The organism is Enterobacter sichuanensis (assembly GCF_009036245.1).
Classification (GTDB): Bacteria; Pseudomonadota; Gammaproteobacteria; order Enterobacterales; family Enterobacteriaceae; genus Enterobacter; species Enterobacter sichuanensis.
The window spans coordinates 1,823,207-1,841,446 of sequence record NZ_CP027986.1; the positions used below are offsets into that span (position 1 = coordinate 1,823,207).

Annotated in this window: 15 protein-coding genes; 10 read left to right on the forward strand and 5 right to left on the reverse strand. The window is 56.2% G+C overall.

Annotated elements, in window-relative coordinates; all coding sequences use genetic code 11:
- The first annotated feature begins 3 nt into the window (after positions 1-3).
- The 4 genes from nagZ to C1N69_RS08695 all read left to right on the forward strand — a co-directional run bounded on the left by nagZ (position 4) and on the right by C1N69_RS08695 (position 3,880).
- Positions 4-1,029, forward strand: coding sequence for a beta-N-acetylhexosaminidase (nagZ, locus tag C1N69_RS08680; RefSeq protein ID WP_155031913.1), 1,026 nt, complete (start codon positions 4-6; stop codon positions 1,027-1,029).
- 34 nt (positions 1,030-1,063) lie between these two features.
- Entirely contained in the window at positions 1,064-1,606 is a 543-nt protein-coding gene (gene ycfP, locus C1N69_RS08685) for an alpha/beta hydrolase YcfP (RefSeq protein WP_008500781.1), read from the forward strand.
- Positions 1,607-1,843: 237 nt separating this feature from the next.
- The gene (locus tag C1N69_RS08690) at positions 1,844-3,148 is read left to right on the forward strand and encodes an NAD(P)/FAD-dependent oxidoreductase (protein WP_025758149.1); all 1,305 of its coding nucleotides are present in this window, start codon (positions 1,844-1,846) and stop codon (positions 3,146-3,148) included.
- A 192-nt stretch (positions 3,149-3,340) separates the two neighbouring features.
- Entirely contained in the window at positions 3,341-3,880 is a 540-nt protein-coding gene (locus C1N69_RS08695) for a glycine zipper 2TM domain-containing protein (RefSeq protein ID WP_025758150.1), read from the forward strand.
- 63 nt (positions 3,881-3,943) lie between these two features.
- Here the strand turns inward: C1N69_RS08695 and comR are convergent, their stop codons facing one another.
- A complete protein-coding gene (comR, locus tag C1N69_RS08700; protein WP_025758151.1) occupies positions 3,944-4,579 on the reverse strand; it encodes a TetR family copper-responsive transcriptional repressor ComR in 636 nt (211 codons plus the stop codon).
- Positions 4,580-4,823: 244 nt separating this feature from the next.
- Between comR and bhsA the strand changes: the two genes are divergently transcribed.
- A complete protein-coding gene (bhsA, locus tag C1N69_RS08710) occupies positions 4,824-5,081 on the forward strand; it encodes a multiple stress resistance protein BhsA (protein WP_025758152.1) in 258 nt (85 codons plus the stop codon).
- Positions 5,082-5,157: 76 nt separating this feature from the next.
- Here bhsA and ldtC read toward each other — a convergent pair whose 3' ends face one another.
- From ldtC to C1N69_RS08725, 3 genes are all read right to left on the reverse strand, one after another.
- Complete coding sequence (gene ldtC, locus C1N69_RS08715; RefSeq protein ID WP_155031914.1) at positions 5,158-6,123, reverse strand: L,D-transpeptidase LdtC; 966 nt, start codon at positions 6,121-6,123, stop codon at positions 5,158-5,160.
- Positions 6,124-6,268: 145 nt separating this feature from the next.
- Positions 6,269-9,715, reverse strand: coding sequence for a transcription-repair coupling factor (gene mfd / locus C1N69_RS08720; RefSeq protein WP_095449538.1), 3,447 nt, complete (start codon positions 9,713-9,715; stop codon positions 6,269-6,271).
- Positions 9,716-9,864: 149 nt separating this feature from the next.
- A complete protein-coding gene (locus C1N69_RS08725) occupies positions 9,865-10,938 on the reverse strand; it encodes an acyltransferase family protein (protein WP_095451725.1) in 1,074 nt (357 codons plus the stop codon).
- 256 nt (positions 10,939-11,194) lie between these two features.
- On the opposite strand from C1N69_RS08725, the gene lolC reads away from it, so the two are divergent.
- From lolC to cobB, 5 genes are read left to right on the forward strand one after another with little or no spacing between them, the layout of a single operon-like run.
- The gene (gene lolC, locus C1N69_RS08730) at positions 11,195-12,394 is read left to right on the forward strand and encodes a lipoprotein-releasing ABC transporter permease subunit LolC (RefSeq protein ID WP_047958282.1); all 1,200 of its coding nucleotides are present in this window, start codon (positions 11,195-11,197) and stop codon (positions 12,392-12,394) included.
- Entirely contained in the window at positions 12,387-13,088 is a 702-nt protein-coding gene (gene lolD / locus C1N69_RS08735) for a lipoprotein-releasing ABC transporter ATP-binding protein LolD (protein WP_094918920.1), read from the forward strand. Before lolC ends, lolD begins: the two co-directional genes overlap by 8 nt.
- Positions 13,088-14,332: a lipoprotein-releasing ABC transporter permease subunit LolE gene (gene lolE, locus C1N69_RS08740; protein WP_045284983.1), complete on the forward strand. Its 1,245-nt coding sequence runs from the start codon at positions 13,088-13,090 to the stop codon at positions 14,330-14,332. Before lolD ends, lolE begins: the two co-directional genes overlap by 1 nt.
- Positions 14,333-14,385: 53 nt before the next feature.
- Complete coding sequence (nagK, locus tag C1N69_RS08745; RefSeq protein ID WP_155031002.1) at positions 14,386-15,297, forward strand: N-acetylglucosamine kinase; 912 nt, start codon at positions 14,386-14,388, stop codon at positions 15,295-15,297.
- A gap of 14 nt (positions 15,298-15,311) precedes the next feature.
- Complete coding sequence (gene cobB / locus C1N69_RS08750; RefSeq protein WP_047958285.1) at positions 15,312-16,133, forward strand: Sir2 family NAD+-dependent deacetylase; 822 nt, start codon at positions 15,312-15,314, stop codon at positions 16,131-16,133.
- 45 nt (positions 16,134-16,178) lie between these two features.
- On the opposite strand, the gene C1N69_RS08755 is transcribed toward cobB, so the two are convergent.
- Positions 16,179-18,110 carry a methyl-accepting chemotaxis protein gene (locus C1N69_RS08755; protein ID WP_155031003.1) on the reverse strand — a complete coding sequence of 644 codons (1,932 nt, stop codon included), beginning with the start codon at positions 18,108-18,110 and terminating at the stop codon, positions 16,179-16,181.
- Positions 18,111-18,240 lie beyond the last annotated feature (130 nt).

Here is an 18,240-nt window from a genome sequence, read left to right on the forward strand (position 1 = left end):
GATGTGGGTCCAGTCATGTTGGATGTAGAAGGGTTTGAGCTGGATGCGGAGGAGCGTGAAATTCTGGCGCATCCGCTGGTGGGGGGCCTGATCCTGTTTACCCGCAACTATCACGATCCGGCACAGTTGCGTGAGCTGGTGCGTCAGATCCGCGCCGCATCGCGCAACCATCTGGTGGTGGCCGTGGATCAGGAAGGCGGACGCGTGCAGCGTTTTCGCGAAGGGTTTACCCGTCTGCCGGCGGCCCAGTCTTTTGCCGCACTGCTCGGTACGGAAGAGGGCGGGAAACTGGCGCAGGAGGCCGGCTGGCTGATGGCCAGCGAGATGATTGCCATGGATATCGACATCAGTTTTGCCCCGGTACTGGACGTGGGGCATATCAGCGCCGCCATTGGCGAGCGTTCATACCATGAAGATCCGCGTGTTGCGCTGGCAATGGCAACCCGCTTCATCGACGGCATGCACGCTGCAGGGATGAAAACCACCGGGAAACACTTCCCGGGCCACGGGGCGGTAACGGCGGATTCCCACAAAGAGACCCCGCGCGATCCGCGCCCGGAAGCGAAAATTCGCGCCAAAGACATGTCGGTGTTCCGCTCGCTTATCACCGATAACAAGCTGGACGCCATCATGCCGGCGCACGTGATTTACAGCGACGTAGATCCGCGTCCTGCCAGCGGCTCTCCGCACTGGCTGAAAACCGTTTTGCGCCAGGAGCTGGGCTTCAATGGCGTGATCTTCTCTGACGATTTATCGATGGAAGGGGCGGCGATCATGGGCAGCTATGCTGAGCGCGGTCAGGCCTCGCTGGATGCAGGTTGCGATATGATCCTGGTCTGCAATAATCGTAAAGGTGCGGTTAGCGTGCTGGATAACCTGTCGCCGATCAATGCAGAGCGTGTTACACAATTGTATCATAAAGGTTCATTTAGCCGTCAGGAGCTGATGGATTCGGCGCGCTGGAAGACGGTCAACGCCCGGCTTGAAGACCTGAACGAGCGCTGGCAGGCACATAAAGCCAGCCTGTAAACCCTCCCGGAAGGCGTAGCGTGGTGAGAAGACGATGATCATCTATTTACACGGTTTTGACTCAAACAGTCCTGGTAATCATGAGAAGGTGCTGCAGCTGCAGTTTATCGATCCGGATGTACGGTTGATCAGCTACAGCACGCGCCATCCGAAGCATGATATGCAGCATCTGCTTAAAGAAGTGGACAAGATGCTGCAGCTTAACGTCGACGATCGACCGTTGATCTGTGGCGTAGGGTTGGGCGGCTACTGGGCAGAGCGGATTGGCTTCCTGTGCGACATCCGCCAGGTGGTATTTAATCCTAACCTTTTCCCGAACGAGAACATGGAAGGCAAGATTGACCGCCCGGAAGAGTATGTCGATATTGCGACCAAGTGCGTCAGCAATTTTCGGGAGAAAAACCGTGACCGCTGCCTGGTGATCCTGTCGCGTAATGATGAGGCACTCAACAGCCACCGGGCTGCAGAACTGCTGCATCATTACTATGAGATCGTCTGGGACGAAGAACAGACCCACAAGTTTAAGAACATCTCTCCGCACCTGCAGCGTATCAAAGCGTTTAAAACGCTGGGTTAAGCCCTGTCAGCAGATCCAGAAGCCCGGATGCGAAAGCGTACCGGGCTTTCTTTTTGACCAGAATTGTCTACTTTTAAGCCATCAAAACTTGATGCATATCAATTTTGGTATGACCAATGCGCCTGACGTGTTATTCTCAATTCACCTGAATGGTTTCAGTGCTGTAACCTGTTGTTAATTAAGGGTTATTTTTATAACTTTTAATTAACAATTGGTTAATAATTTGAGGGGGTCACGTTGACTACGCCATTGAAAAAGATAGTGATTGTAGGCGGTGGTGCTGGCGGGCTGGAGCTGGCGACACAGTTGGGCAAGAAACTGGGTCGCGGTAAAAAAGCCAAAATTACGCTGGTGGATCGTAACCACAGTCACCTGTGGAAACCGTTGCTGCACGAAGTGGCGACCGGCTCTCTGGATGAGGGTGTGGACGCACTGAGCTATCTGGCACACGCGCGCAACCATCACTTCCAGTTCCAGCTGGGATCGGTGGTGGACATCAACCGTGAAAGCAAAACCATTACTCTGGCAGAGCTGCGTGATGAAAAAGGGGAGCTGCTGGTCCCGGAGCGCAAGCTGGCGTATGACACGCTGGTTATGGCGCTGGGTAGTACCTCTAACGATTTCAACACGCCTGGCGTGAAAGAGCACTGTATCTTCCTTGATAACCCGCACCAGGCGCGTCGTTTCCATCAGGAAATGCTGAACCTGTTCCTGAAGTACACCAGTAATCTGGGAGCGAACGGCAAGGTGAATATCGCCATTGTCGGCGGCGGTGCGACGGGCGTTGAGCTGTCTGCTGAGCTGCACAATGCGGTGAAGCAGCTGCACAGCTACGGCTATAAAGGGTTAACCAACGAAGCGCTGAACGTGACGCTGGTTGAAGCGGGTGAACGCATTCTGCCTGCGCTGCCACCGCGTATTTCCGGCGCGGCGCACAATGAACTGACCAAACTGGGCGTGCGGGTGCTGACACAGACCATGGTGACCAGCGCTGACGAAGGCGGCCTGCACACCAAAGACGGCGAGTACATCAAAGCGGATCTGATGGTCTGGGCGGCAGGTATCAAAGCCCCTGACTTCATGAAAGATATTGGTGGCCTGGAAACGAACCGCATTAACCAGCTGGTGACGGAGCCGACGCTGCAAACCACCCGCGACCCTGACATCTTTGCTATTGGTGACTGCGCTTCCTGCGCGCGTCCTGAAGGTGGCTTCGTGCCGCCGCGTGCTCAGGCCGCTCACCAGATGGCAAGCCTGGTGCTGCACAACATCCTGGCGCAGACCAAAGGTAAGCCAATGAAAGCGTATGTCTATAAAGACCACGGTTCGCTGGTATCGCTGTCCAACTTCTCAACCGTCGGCAGCCTGATGGGTAACCTGATGCGTGGCTCGATGATGGTAGAAGGTCGCATTGCCCGCTTCGTGTATATCTCCCTGTACCGTATGCACCAGATTGCGCTGCACGGCTACTTCAAAACCGGACTGATGATGCTGGTGGGCCGCATCAACCGCGTGATCCGTCCGCGTCTGAAGCTGCACTAATCTTTCACTCCCTCCGGGCTCTCTGGAGGGAGTTTTTAGCATTTCATGCTGCAGATCACAGTTTGAGTGCTTAAGAGTTCTCCTAAATCGACTCTACCCCCTGTAATGCCGCTTTTTTGATCCTTTATCTGATTGGCGAGGTCGTGCCTCCATTGCAAAATTGTTACCAATAGCAACAAAGGAGGAAGTCCCGTGAATAAATCAATGTTGGCGGGTATAGGGATTGGTGTTGCGGCTGCGTTAGGTGTGGCTGCCGTTGCCAGTCTCAACGTATTAGATCGCGGCCCGCAGTATGCTCAGGTGGTTTCTGCTACGCCGATTAAAGAAACCGTGAAAACCCCTCGTCAGGAATGCCGTAACGTCTCGGTAACTCACCGTCGTCCGGTACAGGATGAAAACCGTATTGCCGGTTCTGTTCTGGGAGCGGTAGCGGGTGGCGTGATTGGTCACCAGTTTGGCGGTGGTCGGGGCAGGGATGTGGCGACCGTGGTCGGCGCACTGGGTGGCGGCTATGCCGGTAACCAGGTACAGGGCGCGATGCAGGATAACGATACCTACACCACCACTCAGCAGCGCTGCAAAACCGTCTATGACAAGTCGGAGAAAATGCTGGGGTATGACGTGACGTATAAAATTGGCGATCAGCAGGGCAAAATCCGCATGGATAAAGATCCCGGCACGCAAATCCCACTGGATGGAAATGGTCAGCTGGTTCTGAATAACAAAGTGTAAAAAATAGATGTTCTCTGAATTTAGCTCCTCATGCGCTCAGGCTGAGGAGCTTTTTTTTTTGCATCAGAGTTTGAGGAGCTCAGGCCACAGTCGCAGCGTGGTGTCGCTGATAGTCTGCAGTTTTTCCAGCGAGGCCCCTTCACGGGCGCTGATCGACATCCCCTGCAAAATACAACTCAGGTACTGCGCCAGCACCTGAGGGTTACAGTGAGCCGGGATTTCACCGCGCTGCTGACGCTGAGCCAGAAACGCGCTGAGCGTCTCCTCCTGCATGGCGTGACGCGATTTCACCGTATTGGCGATCTCTTTTGACGACGCCGCAAGGGTGGCAGAGGTGTTAATCATAAAGCAGCCCGCAGGCGTGTCTTTACTGGTAAAACAGGTTGCGACGGCGGTGAAGTAATCCCGCAGAGCCTGTTCAACGCTTTTTTCTTCACAAAAAAGCTGGGCTTCGTGCTTCGCCGCAAAGCGCGAAATGTACCTGTCCAGCACTGCCCTGAACAGCCCCTCTTTATTAGTAAATTCAGCATACAGCGTCGGCGCTTTGGCTCCGGTGGCTTCCACCAGATCGGAAAGCGAGGTCGCTTCATACCCATGTTGCCAGAAGAGAGTCATGGCCTTATCAAGCGCTGCATCCCTGTCAAACACTTTTGGTCGGCCACGGCTTTTCTTCGCACAACTCGTGACATCGGTTGTCATGTGCCGTTGGTCCTCTGTTGGTTTGTTGAATAACCATTATAAAAATAAACGCAAGCCACCACCAGCGCTGAATGCTTAAAAATAAATTAATCATATGCGTATGAAAATTAACGACTTTAAAAATAACTTAACGCTCATTATAAAATTATGTTGACGCGTGAGCTGGATCACATTTATGATTTACCTATCGATCGTTAACTAAATGGCTAACGACCTCCAAATTCATCTGCAAAAGGTAAAGATCATGAAAAACGTAAAAACTCTCATCGCTGCCGCTGTTCTGAGCTCACTCTCTTTCGCCAGCTTTGCTGCTGTTGAAGTGCAATCCACCCCTGCCGATCAGCATAAAGTCGGGACTATCTCAGCATCTGCCGGGACTAACCTGGGTTCTCTGGAAGATCAGCTGGCGCAAAAAGCGGAAGAAATGGGTGCGAAATCTTTCCGTATCACCTCTGTGACCGGTCCTAACACCCTGCACGGCACAGCTGTTATCTACAAATAAGCTGGGCATAAACCCTCATTTATGCCACTGCAATAAAAAACGCCCTGCACATATGCAGGGCGTTTTTCTTTCTGAATTACATCGACTGCTGGGCGACATCGTGATGCCGGGTGACATCGGTCGGCATTCCTGAACGGGCCTCCATGGCGCGCTCCATGACTATGCCATCGGTGTTCGCATTAGTTTTAAAGCTCACCATAGCAGCATTCAGGTTAATGGGAAGCGTCTGCGGATCGTCGCCAATGTTTTTCGACAGCGGCTGGTGAATTTCAACCAGCCGCACGCCGCCTGGCTCCTCAGAAACTTTGATCGGCGTGTTGATAATATTCACTTTGGTTCCCGGCGTAACGACGTTAAACAGCGTTTTGATGTCGTCATCGCGCAGACGAATACAGCCGGAGCTGACGCGCATGCCGATGCCAAAGTCCGCATTGGTGCCATGCAGCAGATAGACACCACCGTAGGCCGCCAGGCGGATGGCATGGTGCCCCATCGGGTTATCCGGGCCTGCCGGCACCACGGCGGGAAGATCGATCCCCTGTGCTTTATAGCGGGCACGAATGTTGGCCGTCGGGGTCCAGGTGGGATTCGCTCGTTTATCCGAGACGGTGGTGACCATCGTCGGCGTCAGGGTGTCGCCACCCAACTGGCCAATCCCGATAGGGTAGACGGTCACTTCATTTTTGCCCGGTGGATAATAATAGAGACGTAACTCCGCCAGGTTTATCACGATCCCCTCCCGCGGGGCATCCGGCAGCAGAGTTTGTAACGGGATGGTCAGTACGCTGCCCGCGCGCGGGACGTAAGGGTCAACCCCCGGATTGGCCTGCAGCAGCGCCAGAAAACCAACGTTATATTTTTTGGCAATCGCTTCCAGGGAACCACCGTTGTTTTCAACCACATGAAAGCGGTTTTCCCCGACCACCTTGCTGCCAGGAGGGGGAAGGGGCCAGGTGTTTGCCCGGGCGGGAAGGGCCACCGCGACGGTGGCTGCCAGCGCAAACAAGGTTATCCAGCGAGTCATACGCGAAGAGATCATCACCATAGTCCATGTAAATGATAAGGTTATTGTTTTATAACGGGTTAACGATAATTATGGCGAATGGGTGTGTCGGGAAGATCGGGTGAAGTGCAAAGAGTTTGTAAATTGTCCCCCCGCAACAGGACGCTAACGGGGGGAAAGGGCGTCAGGCGATCGCGTTCTCTTCCAGCTGGCGCATAAAATTACGCACCCAGTCCATCCGGGTTTTGCGCTCCGTCAGCTCCTGGGTAAATCTCAGACGTGTCGGGCCATCCAGGCGGAAATGCTGCGGCTGTTTTTGCAGCAGGCCGATCAGCCACATCGGGTTGACGTGGTTCTTCTCGGCGAATTCAATCACGCCGCCTTTTTCGTTGCCTTCAAGCTTCCGAATGCCCAGCTTCTGTGCCTGTTGACGCAGGCGCGCGATATCCAGCAGATTTCTCGCCGCATCGGGCAGCAGGCCAAAACGGTCAATCAGTTCCACCTTAATCTCTTCCAGCTCGTTTTCCGTCTTCGCACTGGCGATGCGTTTATAGAACGACAGACGCGTATTCACATCCGGAATGAAATCGTCCGGCAGCAGAGAAGGCATACGCAACTCGACTTCGGTCTGCTGGCTGGTGAGATCCTCCAGCGACGGTTCGCGTCCGGCCTTCAGAGCATCAACCGCGTTCTCCAGCAGCTCCATATAGAGCGAGAAGCCGATGGTTTCCATGGAGCCGCTCTGGTCTTCCCCCAGCAGTTCACCGGCACCGCGGATCTCAAGATCGTGCGTGGCCAGCGCAAAGCCTGCCCCAAGGTCTTCCAGCGAGGCGATGGCTTCCAGGCGCTTTTGCGCGTCGGTGGTCATCGCTTTCGGGTGCGGCGTCAACAGCCAGGCGTAGGCCTGATGGTGCGAACGTCCGACGCGGCCGCGCAGCTGGTGGAGCTGCGCCAGACCGAAGTGATCCGCGCGCTCGATAATAATCGTGTTTGCTGTCGGAATGTCGATCCCGGTTTCAATGATGGTGGTACACACCAGCACGTTAAAGCGCTGGTGGTGGAAGTCGTTCATCACCCGCTCCAGCTCGCGCTCGCGCATCTGCCCGTGACCGATGGCAATGCGCGCTTCCGGTACCAGCTCCGCCAGCCGGTCTGCCGCTTTCTGGATATTTTCCACGTCGTTGTAGAGGTAGTAGACCTGTCCCCCGCGCAGCACTTCACGCAGAATGGCCTCACGTACCACCAGATTATCGTACTCACGGACAAAGGTTTTTACCGCCAGACGGCGCGCAGGCGGCGTGGCGATAATCGACAGATCGCGCATGCCGCTCATCGCCATATTGAGCGTACGTGGAATAGGCGTCGCGGTCAGGGTCAGGATATCGACGTCGGCGCGCATCGCCTTGATCCGCTCTTTATGACGCACCCCGAAGCGGTGCTCTTCGTCGACAATCAGCAGCCCCAGATCTTTCCACTTCACGTCGCTTTGCAGCAGCTTGTGGGTGCCAATCAGAATGTCGATCTTACCCTCGCTTGCCTGTTCCAGAATTTGCGTTTGCTCTTTGGTACTGCGAAAACGCGACAGCATCTCGATGCGTACCGGCCAGTTGGCGAAGCGGTCGCGGAAGTTGTCAAAGTGCTGTTGGGCAAGCAGGGTGGTTGGCACCAGTACCGCCACCTGCTTGTTATTTTCGACCGCAAGGAAGGCGGCACGCATTGCCACTTCGGTTTTACCGAAACCGACGTCGCCGCACACCAGCCGATCCATTGCCAGCGGCTGACACATATCGCTCAGCACGGCGTTAATGGCCTGAGCCTGATCCGGCGTGGTTTCAAACGGGAAACTGTCGCAGAACAGCTGATACTGCTCTTTATCATGCTTAAAGGCGAAGCCCTCTTTGGCCGCGCGTTGCGCGTAGATGTCCAGCAACTCGGCTGCCACATCGCGTACTTTTTCCGCCGCTTTCTGGCGCGCGCGCGCCCAGGCGTCACCGCCCAGCTTATGCAGCGGCGCATTCTCCTCGGCGCCCCCCGCATAGCGGCTGATCAGATGCAGGGAAGAGACCGGGACATACAGTTTGGCGTCGTTAGCGTAGGTCAGCATCAGGTATTCACCTTTGATACCGCCCGCTTCCAGCGTCGTCATTCCCTGGTAACGACCCACGCCGTGTTCAAGGTGAACAATCGGCTGGCCCGGATGCAGCTCGGCCAGGTTGCGGATCAGCGTGTCCGGATTGATGGTCCGACGGCTGTCCTGGCGGCGACGCGCGACGCGTTCGCCCAGCAGGTCGCTTTCGCAAATCAGTGCCAGGTTGTTGAGCGTATCAATAAATCCATGCTCGGCGGCGCCGATCATCAGGTAACGACCATTTCCGGTCGCCTCGCTCAGACGCAGGATGCGCTTTGGCGCCACTTTAATGCGCCCCAGCAGCTCACCGAGTGCTTCACGGCGGCCCTCACTCTCAACGGAGAACACCACCGGGCCGGTAAAGGATTCCAGGAACTTGCGCAGATTTTCCAGCGGAGATTTCTGCTGGGCCTGAACGGCCAGATCCGGCAGCGCCTGGAAGGCGAGGTTGGTGTTGGCGGCCTTATCAGCAAGCGAGTCGGTCTTTAGCTGCACTCGCGGCCAGCGCTTCAGCTCGGCGTTGAGCTCATCAGTACGCAGCCAGAGCGCTTCCGGCGGCAGAAGCGGGCGCATCGGGTCAACGCCGCGGTTTTCAAAGCGGGCGCGGGTTTCGCTTTCAAAGCGGCTGGCGCTGGCATCGATATCGCCGGTGTTCACAATCAGCGTATTCGCCGGGAAGTAGCTGAACAGGGACGGCAGCGGCTCGTTAAAGAACAGCGGCTGCCAGTATTCGATGCCGGCAGGCAACGTGCCTTTGCTGACCTGCTGGTAAATGTGTTCGGCGTCACGCTTCACCTCGAATTTATCGCGCCACTGGCTACGGAACAGTTCGATGGCGGTTTTGTCCGTCGGGAACTCATGCGCGGGCAATAAATTAATGGACTCGACCTCCTCCAGCGTGCGCTGGGTGTCGGCGTCGAATACCCGCAGACTGTCGATTTCATCATCGAAGAAGTCGAGACGATACGGCTGGTCGCTGCCCATCGGATACAGGTCCAGCAACGCGCCGCGGGTCGCGTATTCCCCGTGCTCCATCACCTGATCGACGTGGCGATAACCGGCGCCGTCAAGCTGCGCGCGCAGGGCGTCACGGGACAGGCGCTGGCCTTTTTTCATCACCAGCGCATGACCATGCAGATAGCTGTGCGGGCAGACGCGCTGCATCAGGGTGTTCACCGGCACAATCAGCACACCGCGCTGCATGGTAGGCAGCTGATAGAGCGTCGACAGGCGCGAGGAGATGATCTCCTGATGCGGAGAGAAGCTGTCATACGGCAGCGTTTCCCAGTCGGCCAGGCTGAACACCAGGTTATCGGTGAACTGGCGAATTTCGTCGTGCAGGCGCAGGGCGTTTTGCATATCCGGGGCAACCAGGATCACCGGGCCAGGATGGCGCTCAGCAATTTCTGCCACCAGCGTGGCGCACGCCGCGCCCGTGAGTTCACCCAGCTGGCGCTGGTCGCCCGCTTTGACAGGTAAGGAATAACGATAGTGTTCAGGCATGGCTTTGTCAGAGTCTCTTATGGATATACCAACAGTATTGGGGCATATCACTGATACGCAATGTCTTTATTATCCTCGATCGTTTTACATAAGCAAATCGTAAGCGCAGGGTGGGGCTGTACGCCCCCGAAACGGGGGCGTGAAGGGGATTAATGGGTGGTTGGTGACAGCGTGAGCGTTGAGGGTGGGGAGAAGAAAATGTCCCCAAACAGGGCGGTAGAGAGTTTACGCACCCCAAGCCCGGCCAGGGTACAGATAAGCAGGCTGGCAAACGGGTAGACCAGGATCAGGGAAAGCTCTGCCCAGACCGGCCAGTATGCGGCATTCATTTCGCCAATCAGGACCAGGCTGAAGGCCTCAATGAGGATGCGATGGGTGGTATAAATCGCAATGGTGTTAGAGCCAATCACGTTCAGCAGGTTATTCGGTTGAACGGCATAGCGCTGCTCCAGGCTGTAAAACAGCTTCATGATCAGCACAATCGACAACAAGGAGAGCAGCAGCGGAACATTAGCAAACCACAGTACCATGGAGACAGCAGCGAAAGCGCCAGTTGCCAGCCAGGTGCGGCGCAGGCTTAGATTTTTCATCCATGCCATCAGCTCAGCGCCATACCACGCCCCGAGGCTGTAGTAGACCATATTGCGTACCACGCTGTTCATCCCCCACCACGGCAGCGGCAGGAAGTTAATCGCGATGCTCGCCAGCGCCAGCAGCCCCAGCACCGGCAGCTTCCAGCGGCTGAGCAGTTTACACAGCGTGAAATAGACCACCAGGGCGTACAGATACCACAGGCTGGTACTGGCGGTGAGCATCCCCAGCACAAATCCTGAAAGCGAGTCGGCGTAGGCCGCGTTCGATGAGGTGGCAAGCTCACGCTCCGGCGCCAGCCAGGCATTCAGGTGGCTCAGCGCCTGCCACTGCAGGATGCCCCACAGGGCCAGCACCCAGACGATACTCCAGATGCGTTTGTCGAGACTGGTCCGCCAGTCCACCTCGTCAATATAACGACGAATCAGATAGCCGGAAATAAAGAAGAAGACCGGCATACGGAACGGTGCAAGATAAAGGTTAAAGTAGATCCAGCATTTGGCGAGAAGCCCGGAGAGCGGGTGTTGCAGCCCGTTCAGGTGCGGATAAAACGTGATGACCGAATGATAGATAACCACCAGGCAGATACACAGCCCTTTTATCTGGTTAATCCATAATGCTTTTTGCTTCATTGTTCGCAACTACCTTATTGCCATAAACGAACGAGCAATTGTTCAAAAACGAAACCGGGATGTAATGGGTAACAGTCTGTATCAGGAGGTTTTTCGGAAAAGGTGGAGGTTGCGAGGTGCGGTTTCAGCCATTAGTACCCTGATTTATCTGAATTTTTCGGAAAAATGATTACCAAAGCTTACGGTTTCAGTCATTTACGCTTAACGGATTCGCTTATATACTCGTGGGTCTGCTATCAGCAAACAGACGGACTTCATGTATCAACCTGTCGCACTCTTCATAGGCTTACGCTACATGCGTGGGCGCGCCGCGGACCGCTTCGGTCGCTTTGTCTCCTGGCTTTCGACTATTGGCATTACGCTTGGCGTGATGGCACTGGTGACGGTGCTTTCCGTCATGAATGGCTTTGAGCGCGAGCTGCAAAACAACATCCTGGGGCTGATGCCGCAGGCCGTTCTCTCATCCACTAACGGTTCGGTTAACCCACAACAGCTGCCGGAAAGCGCGGCGAAGTTACAGGGTGTCACGCGCGTTGCGCCACTGACGACCGGTGATGTGGTGCTGCAAAGCGCCCGCAGCGTGGCGGTCGGCGTGATGCTGGGGATTGACCCGGCGCAAAACGATCCGCTGACGCCTTACCTGGTTAACGTGAAGCAGACCGATCTGCAAGCGGGAAAATACAACGTGATTCTCGGTGAACAGCTTGCTGGCCAGCTCGGCGTCAACCGCGGCGACCAGCTGCGCGTGATGGTGCCTTCAGCCAGCCAGTTTACGCCGATGGGGCGTCTGCCAAGCCAGCGCCTGTTCACCGTGGTTGGCACCTTTGCGGCCAACAGTGAAGTCGATGGTTATCAGATGCTGGTTAACATCCAGGACGCGTCACGCCTGATGCGCTACCCGGCCGGGAATATCACTGGCTGGCGTCTGTGGCTCGACGCGCCACTGAAAGTCGATACCCTCAGCCAGCAAAAGCTGCCGGAAGGCACGAAATGGCAGGACTGGCGCGAGCGCAAGGGCGAGCTGTTCCAGGCCGTGCGCATGGAAAAAAACATGATGGGGCTGCTGCTGAGCCTGATCGTGGCCGTGGCTGCCTTTAACATCATCACCTCGCTGGGGCTGATGGTGATGGAAAAGCAGGGCGAAGTCGCCATTCTGCAAACCCAGGGACTCACGCCGCGCCAGATCATGGCGGTCTTTATGGTGCAGGGTGCCAGCGCCGGGATCATCGGCGCGCTGCTCGGTGCCGTGCTGGGTGCGCTGCTTGCCAGTCAGCTAAATAACTTAATGCCGATCATCGGTGCATTGCTCGATGGTGCGGCGCTGCCGGTGGCTATCGAGCCGCTGCAGGTGATCGGTATTGCGCTGGCCGCGATGGCCATTGCGCTGCTTTCTACGCTTTATCCTTCCTGGCGCGCTGCCGCCACTCAACCCGCTGAGGCTTTACGTTATGAATAAGATCCTGTTGCAATGCGACAACCTGTCCAAACGCTATCAGGAAGGCACTGTGCAGACTGACGTGCTGCACAATGTGAGCTTCAGCGTGGGTGAAGGCGAGATGATGGCGATTGTCGGCAGCTCCGGCTCCGGTAAAAGTACCTTATTACATCTGCTGGGCGGGCTGGACACGCCGACCAGCGGCGACGTGATTTTCTCCGGCCAGCCGATGAGCAAGATGTCTTCCGCGGCGAAAGCGGACCTGCGTAACCGCGAGCTGGGCTTTATCTACCAGTTCCACCACCTGCTTCCGGATTTCACGGCGCTGGAAAACGTGGCGATGCCGCTGCTGATTGGTAAAAAGAAACCGGCTGAAATTAATGCCCGTGCCAGCGACATGCTGAAAGCGGTAGGGCTGGGCCATCGCGGTAACCACCGCCCGTCGGAGCTGTCCGGCGGTGAACGTCAGCGTGTGGCCATTGCCCGTGCGCTGGTGAACAACCCGCGTCTGGTGCTGGCGGATGAGCCTACCGGTAACCTCGATGCGCGTAATGCAGACAGTATTTTCCAGCTTCTCGGCGAGCTGAACGCCTCGCAGGGCACGGCGTTTCTGGTGGTCACCCATGACCTGCAGCTGGCAAAACGCATGGGGCGTCAGCTTGAGATGCGCGACGGCCATCTGAACGCGGAACTGACCCTGATGGGAGCAGAGTAATGGCGTCACCGTTATCGTTACTCATCGGTTTACGTTTTAGCCGCGGTCGCCGTCGTGGCGGCATGGTGTCGCTGATCTCCGTTATCTCGACCATCGGTATTGCGCTGGGCGTGGCAGTGCTGATTGTGGGCCTGAGCGCCATGAACGGCTTTGAGCGCGAGTTGAATAACCGAATTCTGGCGGTCGTGCCGCACGGGGAGATCGAGCCGGTTAACCAGCCATGGACAAACTGGAACGATGCGCTCACCAAAGTCGAAAAAGTGCCGGGCATTGCCGCGGCTGCGCCCTACATTAACTTTACCGGGCTGGTGGAGAGCGGGGTAAACCTGCGCGCCATTCAGGTGAAAGGGGTGAATCCCGCTCAGGAAGCGCGTCTTAGCGCGCTACCGAACTATGTGCAGAACGGCGCGTGGGCCAACTTCAAGGCTGGCGAGCAGCAGATCATTATGGGTAAAGGCGTTGCCGATGCCCTGAAGGTGAAGCAGGGCGACTGGGTGTCGATCATGATCCCGAACGCCAGCGCGGATCATAAATTACAGCAGCCTAAACGCGTGCGCCTGCACGTCACCGGTATTCTTCAGCTGAGCGGTCAGCTTGACCATAGCTTTGCAATGGTACCGATGGAGGATGCGCGCCAGTATCTCGATATGGGCGACAGCGTGACGGGCATTGCCATCAAGGTTAACGACGTCTTTAACGCCAACAAACTGGTGCGCGATGCGGGCAGCGTGACTAATAACTATGTCTACATCAAGAGCTGGATCGGCACGTACGGCTATATGTACCGTGATATCCAGATGATCCGCGCCATCATGTATCTGGCAATGGTGCTGGTGATTGGGGTGGCGTGCTTTAATATCGTCTCGACGCTGGTGATGGCGGTCAAAGACAAGAGCGGTGACATTGCCGTGCTGCGCACCCTGGGGGCAAAAGACGGTCTTATTCGCGCCATTTTTGTCTGGTACGGTTTGCTGGCGGGGCTGCTCGGCAGCGTGTGCGGCGTGGTGATTGGCGTAGTGGTTTCCCTGCAACTGACGCCAATTATCAATGGCATAGAAAAGCTGATTGGTCACCAGTTCCTGTCGGGTGATATCTATTTTATTGACTTCCTGCCGTCTGAACTGCACTGGCTGGACGTTTTTTACGTGCTGGTTACAGCACTTTTACTGAGTCTGCTGGCAAGCTGGTACCCGGCGCGTCGCGCAAGCCGAATTGATCCGGCGAGGGTATTAAGTGGCCAGTAATTTCGTCATGATCTAGCGGCTTTCGGGCCGCCAGGTTGAAAGAGGAATGCGTTATGTATTACGGATTTGATATTGGCGGCACCAAGATTGCGCTCGGCGTATTTGATAAAGACCTCAAACTGCAGTGGGAAACCCGCGTTCCCACGCCGCGCGACAGCTACGACGAATTTTTAACCGCCATTGCCGCGCTGGTGACCCAGGCCGATAAACGCTTTGGCGTGAAAGGTAGCGTTGGCATTGGTATTCCGGGGATGCCCGAAACCGACGACGGCACGCTGTATGCCGCCAATGTGCCTGCTGCCAGCGGCAAACCGCTGCGCGCCGATCTCTCCACTCTTCTTGAACGCGACGTGCGTTTAGACAACGATGCCAACTGCTTTGCGCTCTCTGAAGCCTGGGATGATGAATTCCGTCGCTATCCGCTGGTGATGGGGCTGATCCTCGGTACCGGCGTGGGCGGGGGGATTGTCATCAATGGGAAGCCCATCACTGGCCGCAGTTACATCACCGGCGAGTTTGGTCATATCCGCCTGCCGGTGGACGCGCTGGAGGTGGTGGGCCGTGATTTTCCGCTAACCCGCTGCGGCTGCGGCCAGCACGGCTGTATTGAAAACTACCTGTCAGGTCGCGGGTTTGCATGGCTTTACGAACACTTCTATCATCAGAAACTTGAGGCCCCTCAAATCATTACCTTGTGGGAGCAAGGGGATGCGCAGGCGCGTGAGCACGTCGAGCGCTATCTGGATCTGCTGGCGGTATGTCTGGGAAATATTCTCACCATCGTCGACCCGGATCTGCTGGTGATTGGGGGAGGGCTTTCAAACTTTACCGCGATTACGGAACGGTTGTCCGGGCGTTTGCCCCGACATTTATTGCCGGTTGCCCGCGTGCCGCGTATCGAACGTGCGCGACATGGGGACGCAGGAGGCATGCGCGGAGCCGCATTCCTTCATCTCACCGATTAGTTTACGAGGTTTCTATGCTGTCGCGTCGCCAGGGTCGACTCAGCCGTTTTCGCAAAAACAAACGCCGCTTACGTGAGCGCTTGCGCCAGCGGATCTTTTTCAGAGACAGAATAATGCCAGAAGCGATGGATAAACCCAGAGTGGTGGTGCTGACCGGAGCGGGGATCTCCGCGGAGTCAGGAATTCGAACCTTCCGAGCGGCGGATGGGTTGTGGGAAGAGCACCGCGTGGAGGATGTGGCCACGCCGGAAGGTTTTGCCCGCGATCCGGATCTTGTGCAGGCGTTTTACAACGCCCGCCGTCGCCAGCTTCTCCAGCCAGAGATTGCCCCGAATGCGGCGCATCTGGCGCTGGCAAAGCTGGAGGAGGCGCTGGGCGATCGTTTTCTGCTGGTGACGCAGAATATCGATAACCTGCATGAGCGGGCCGGTAACAGGAACATCATCCATATGCACGGTGAGCTGCTCAAAGTTCGCTGCGCATGGAGCGGTCAGGTGCTGGACTGGAAAGAGGACGTGCTGCCAGAGGATAAATGCCACTGCTGCCAGTTCCCGTCACGCCTGCGTCCGCACGTCGTCTGGTTTGGCGAGATGCCGCTGGGCATGGATGAGATCTACAGCGCGCTGGCGATGGCCGACGTATTTATCGCCATCGGCACATCCGGTCATGTTTATCCGGCGGCAGGATTCGTTCACGAAGCGCGACTGCACGGTGCGCATACGGTGGAACTCAACCTTGAGCCAAGCCAGGTTGGCAGCGAGTTTGAAGAGAAGCACTACGGCCTGGCCAGTGCCGTCGTCCCGGCGTTTGTCGACAAGCTGTTGAAAGGGCTGTAACGGCAATCGCGTGAAAAGGCACCCGTCCTGCGGGTGCCTTATTTTTTATGAATGAAAGAACGCCAGCGTCTTCTCCAGCGATTTAGCCTGCTCATCCAGCGACAGCGCCGCCGCAGAGATCTGCTGAACCAGAGAGGCGTTCTGCTGGGTTGTGCTGTCCATCTGGTTAACGGCGGTGCTGACCTGGCTAATCCCCCGATTCTGTTCGTCCAGCGCCTGAACAATATCGTTGATGACCAGATGTACGTGCGATACCGCCTCAATCACCTGTTTCATCATCGCACCGGTTTCATTGACCAGCGCGACGCCTTTGCTGACGCGACCAGAGGACTCGGCAATCAGCTGAGAGATCTCTTTTGCCGCGTTAGCGCTTCGCTGAGCCAGATTACGGACTTCGCCTGCCACCACTGCAAAACCGCGTCCCTGTTCGCCAGCCCGTGCTGCTTCAACGGCCGCATTCAGCGCCAGGATATTAGTCTGGAAGGCGATTCCATCCACGATGCTGTTAATCTCACCAATCTTACGTGCACTCTCATCAATCTCCCCGATCACAACGACCACGTCGTTCACCAGCGTTTCGCCATGTCCGGCGAGCGTCGCGGCGCGATCGGTCAGCGTGGTCGCCTTGTGCGCATTGTCGGCATTATTCTTCACCGTGACCGAAATCTCTTCCATACTGGCAGCCGTTTCAACAATAGCGGCTGCCTGCTCTTCGGTACGCGAGGCGAGGTCAAGATTGCCCGCCGAAATTTCGCTGGTGCCACCGTGTACGGAATGACTGGCTTCGCTGATATTGTCAACGATGCGCTTGAGCTGCATCTGCATGGTATGCAGGGCGTAAAAAATACTTTCGGTATCCCCGGAACGCACCGGGATAGTGTTATTCAGATCCCCGCGGGCGACAGCCAGGGCGATCCCGGCCGCCTCCGAAGGTTCACCCCCCACCGGGCGGTCAACTTTACGGGTAAAGATTTGGGCCATCACCAGGCTAACCGCAACGATGCTTAACACCATCAGGACGATAGCTTTCAGTAAAAATGCGCGCGCTTCGGCCATCACTTCGCTGACCGGCGTGACAATGGCGAGTTTCCATGGCGTCTGGCTGTTACCGACGGCGATCGCCTGCCAGGTGATAAACACCTCCTCCTTCAGCAGCGGATCGTTTATCCGGATAACCTCATGACCGGCAATTTTGCCCGCGTAAGGCTTGCCTGCAGCACGTTTGTCCGGGCTGGACACCACGTTGTTACCTGCTGAAAGGAGCAGGGCGTAGCCGGTGCCATTCCACGGTTTAATCGCCCCAATCATGGCTTGCAGGGTGGCAAGGGAGAAGTCAGAGGTGACCGAGCCCAGGAACTGACCGTCACGCATGATGGGCGCGGCAATTGAGGTGAGCATCACGTCTACGCCGTTGTAGGGGTAAATATAGGGCTCGATGATCACGTCTTTATGCCGTTGCTTCGGCAGCAGATAGTAATCCCCACTGCCAGGCGTTTCGAAATCCGTCAGCAGGTGCAATGCCGGCTTGCCGGTGGCGTCGCGGTCGACATAGCGGGCGTAGCGCCCGGCAGGATCTTCACCGCTTTGACCGGCAAACGTCGTGTCTTTATCGTCGAATGCGTTGGGCTCAAAGGCCATCGACATAGAGAGAAACTGGGGATGAGCTGAGAGGTAATGGATAAGCAACTGGTTGAGACTCTGGCGATCGGCTATCCCCGCATCGCGCAGCGCCAGGGCGCTGTTGCCCATGTCCCGGGCGGCAGCCAGGGCGGCGTCCAGCTGTTTGCCAACCTGCAAAGACTGTACCTCGGCAATTTGACGGATATGTTTTTTGGCCAGAATTTCCTGCTGTGCCATCCACTGCCACATCATAAACCCGATCGTTGCCGTAAAGCCCACCGTCACGGTAAGGAAAATGGACAATAGCATCAACGTCTTGACGCTTATTTTTTGTTTTCGGACCATGGCGTTTTTCATTCTCATCTCCCGTAATGTTGTGCATGTCGGGCAGGCACATATGACTTATCGGATATTTTCTCCTTTTTCTGTAGAGCGCCGGGTATATTTAATTTAAATCGCAGGATATTAAACCCGGTTAATTAGTGTG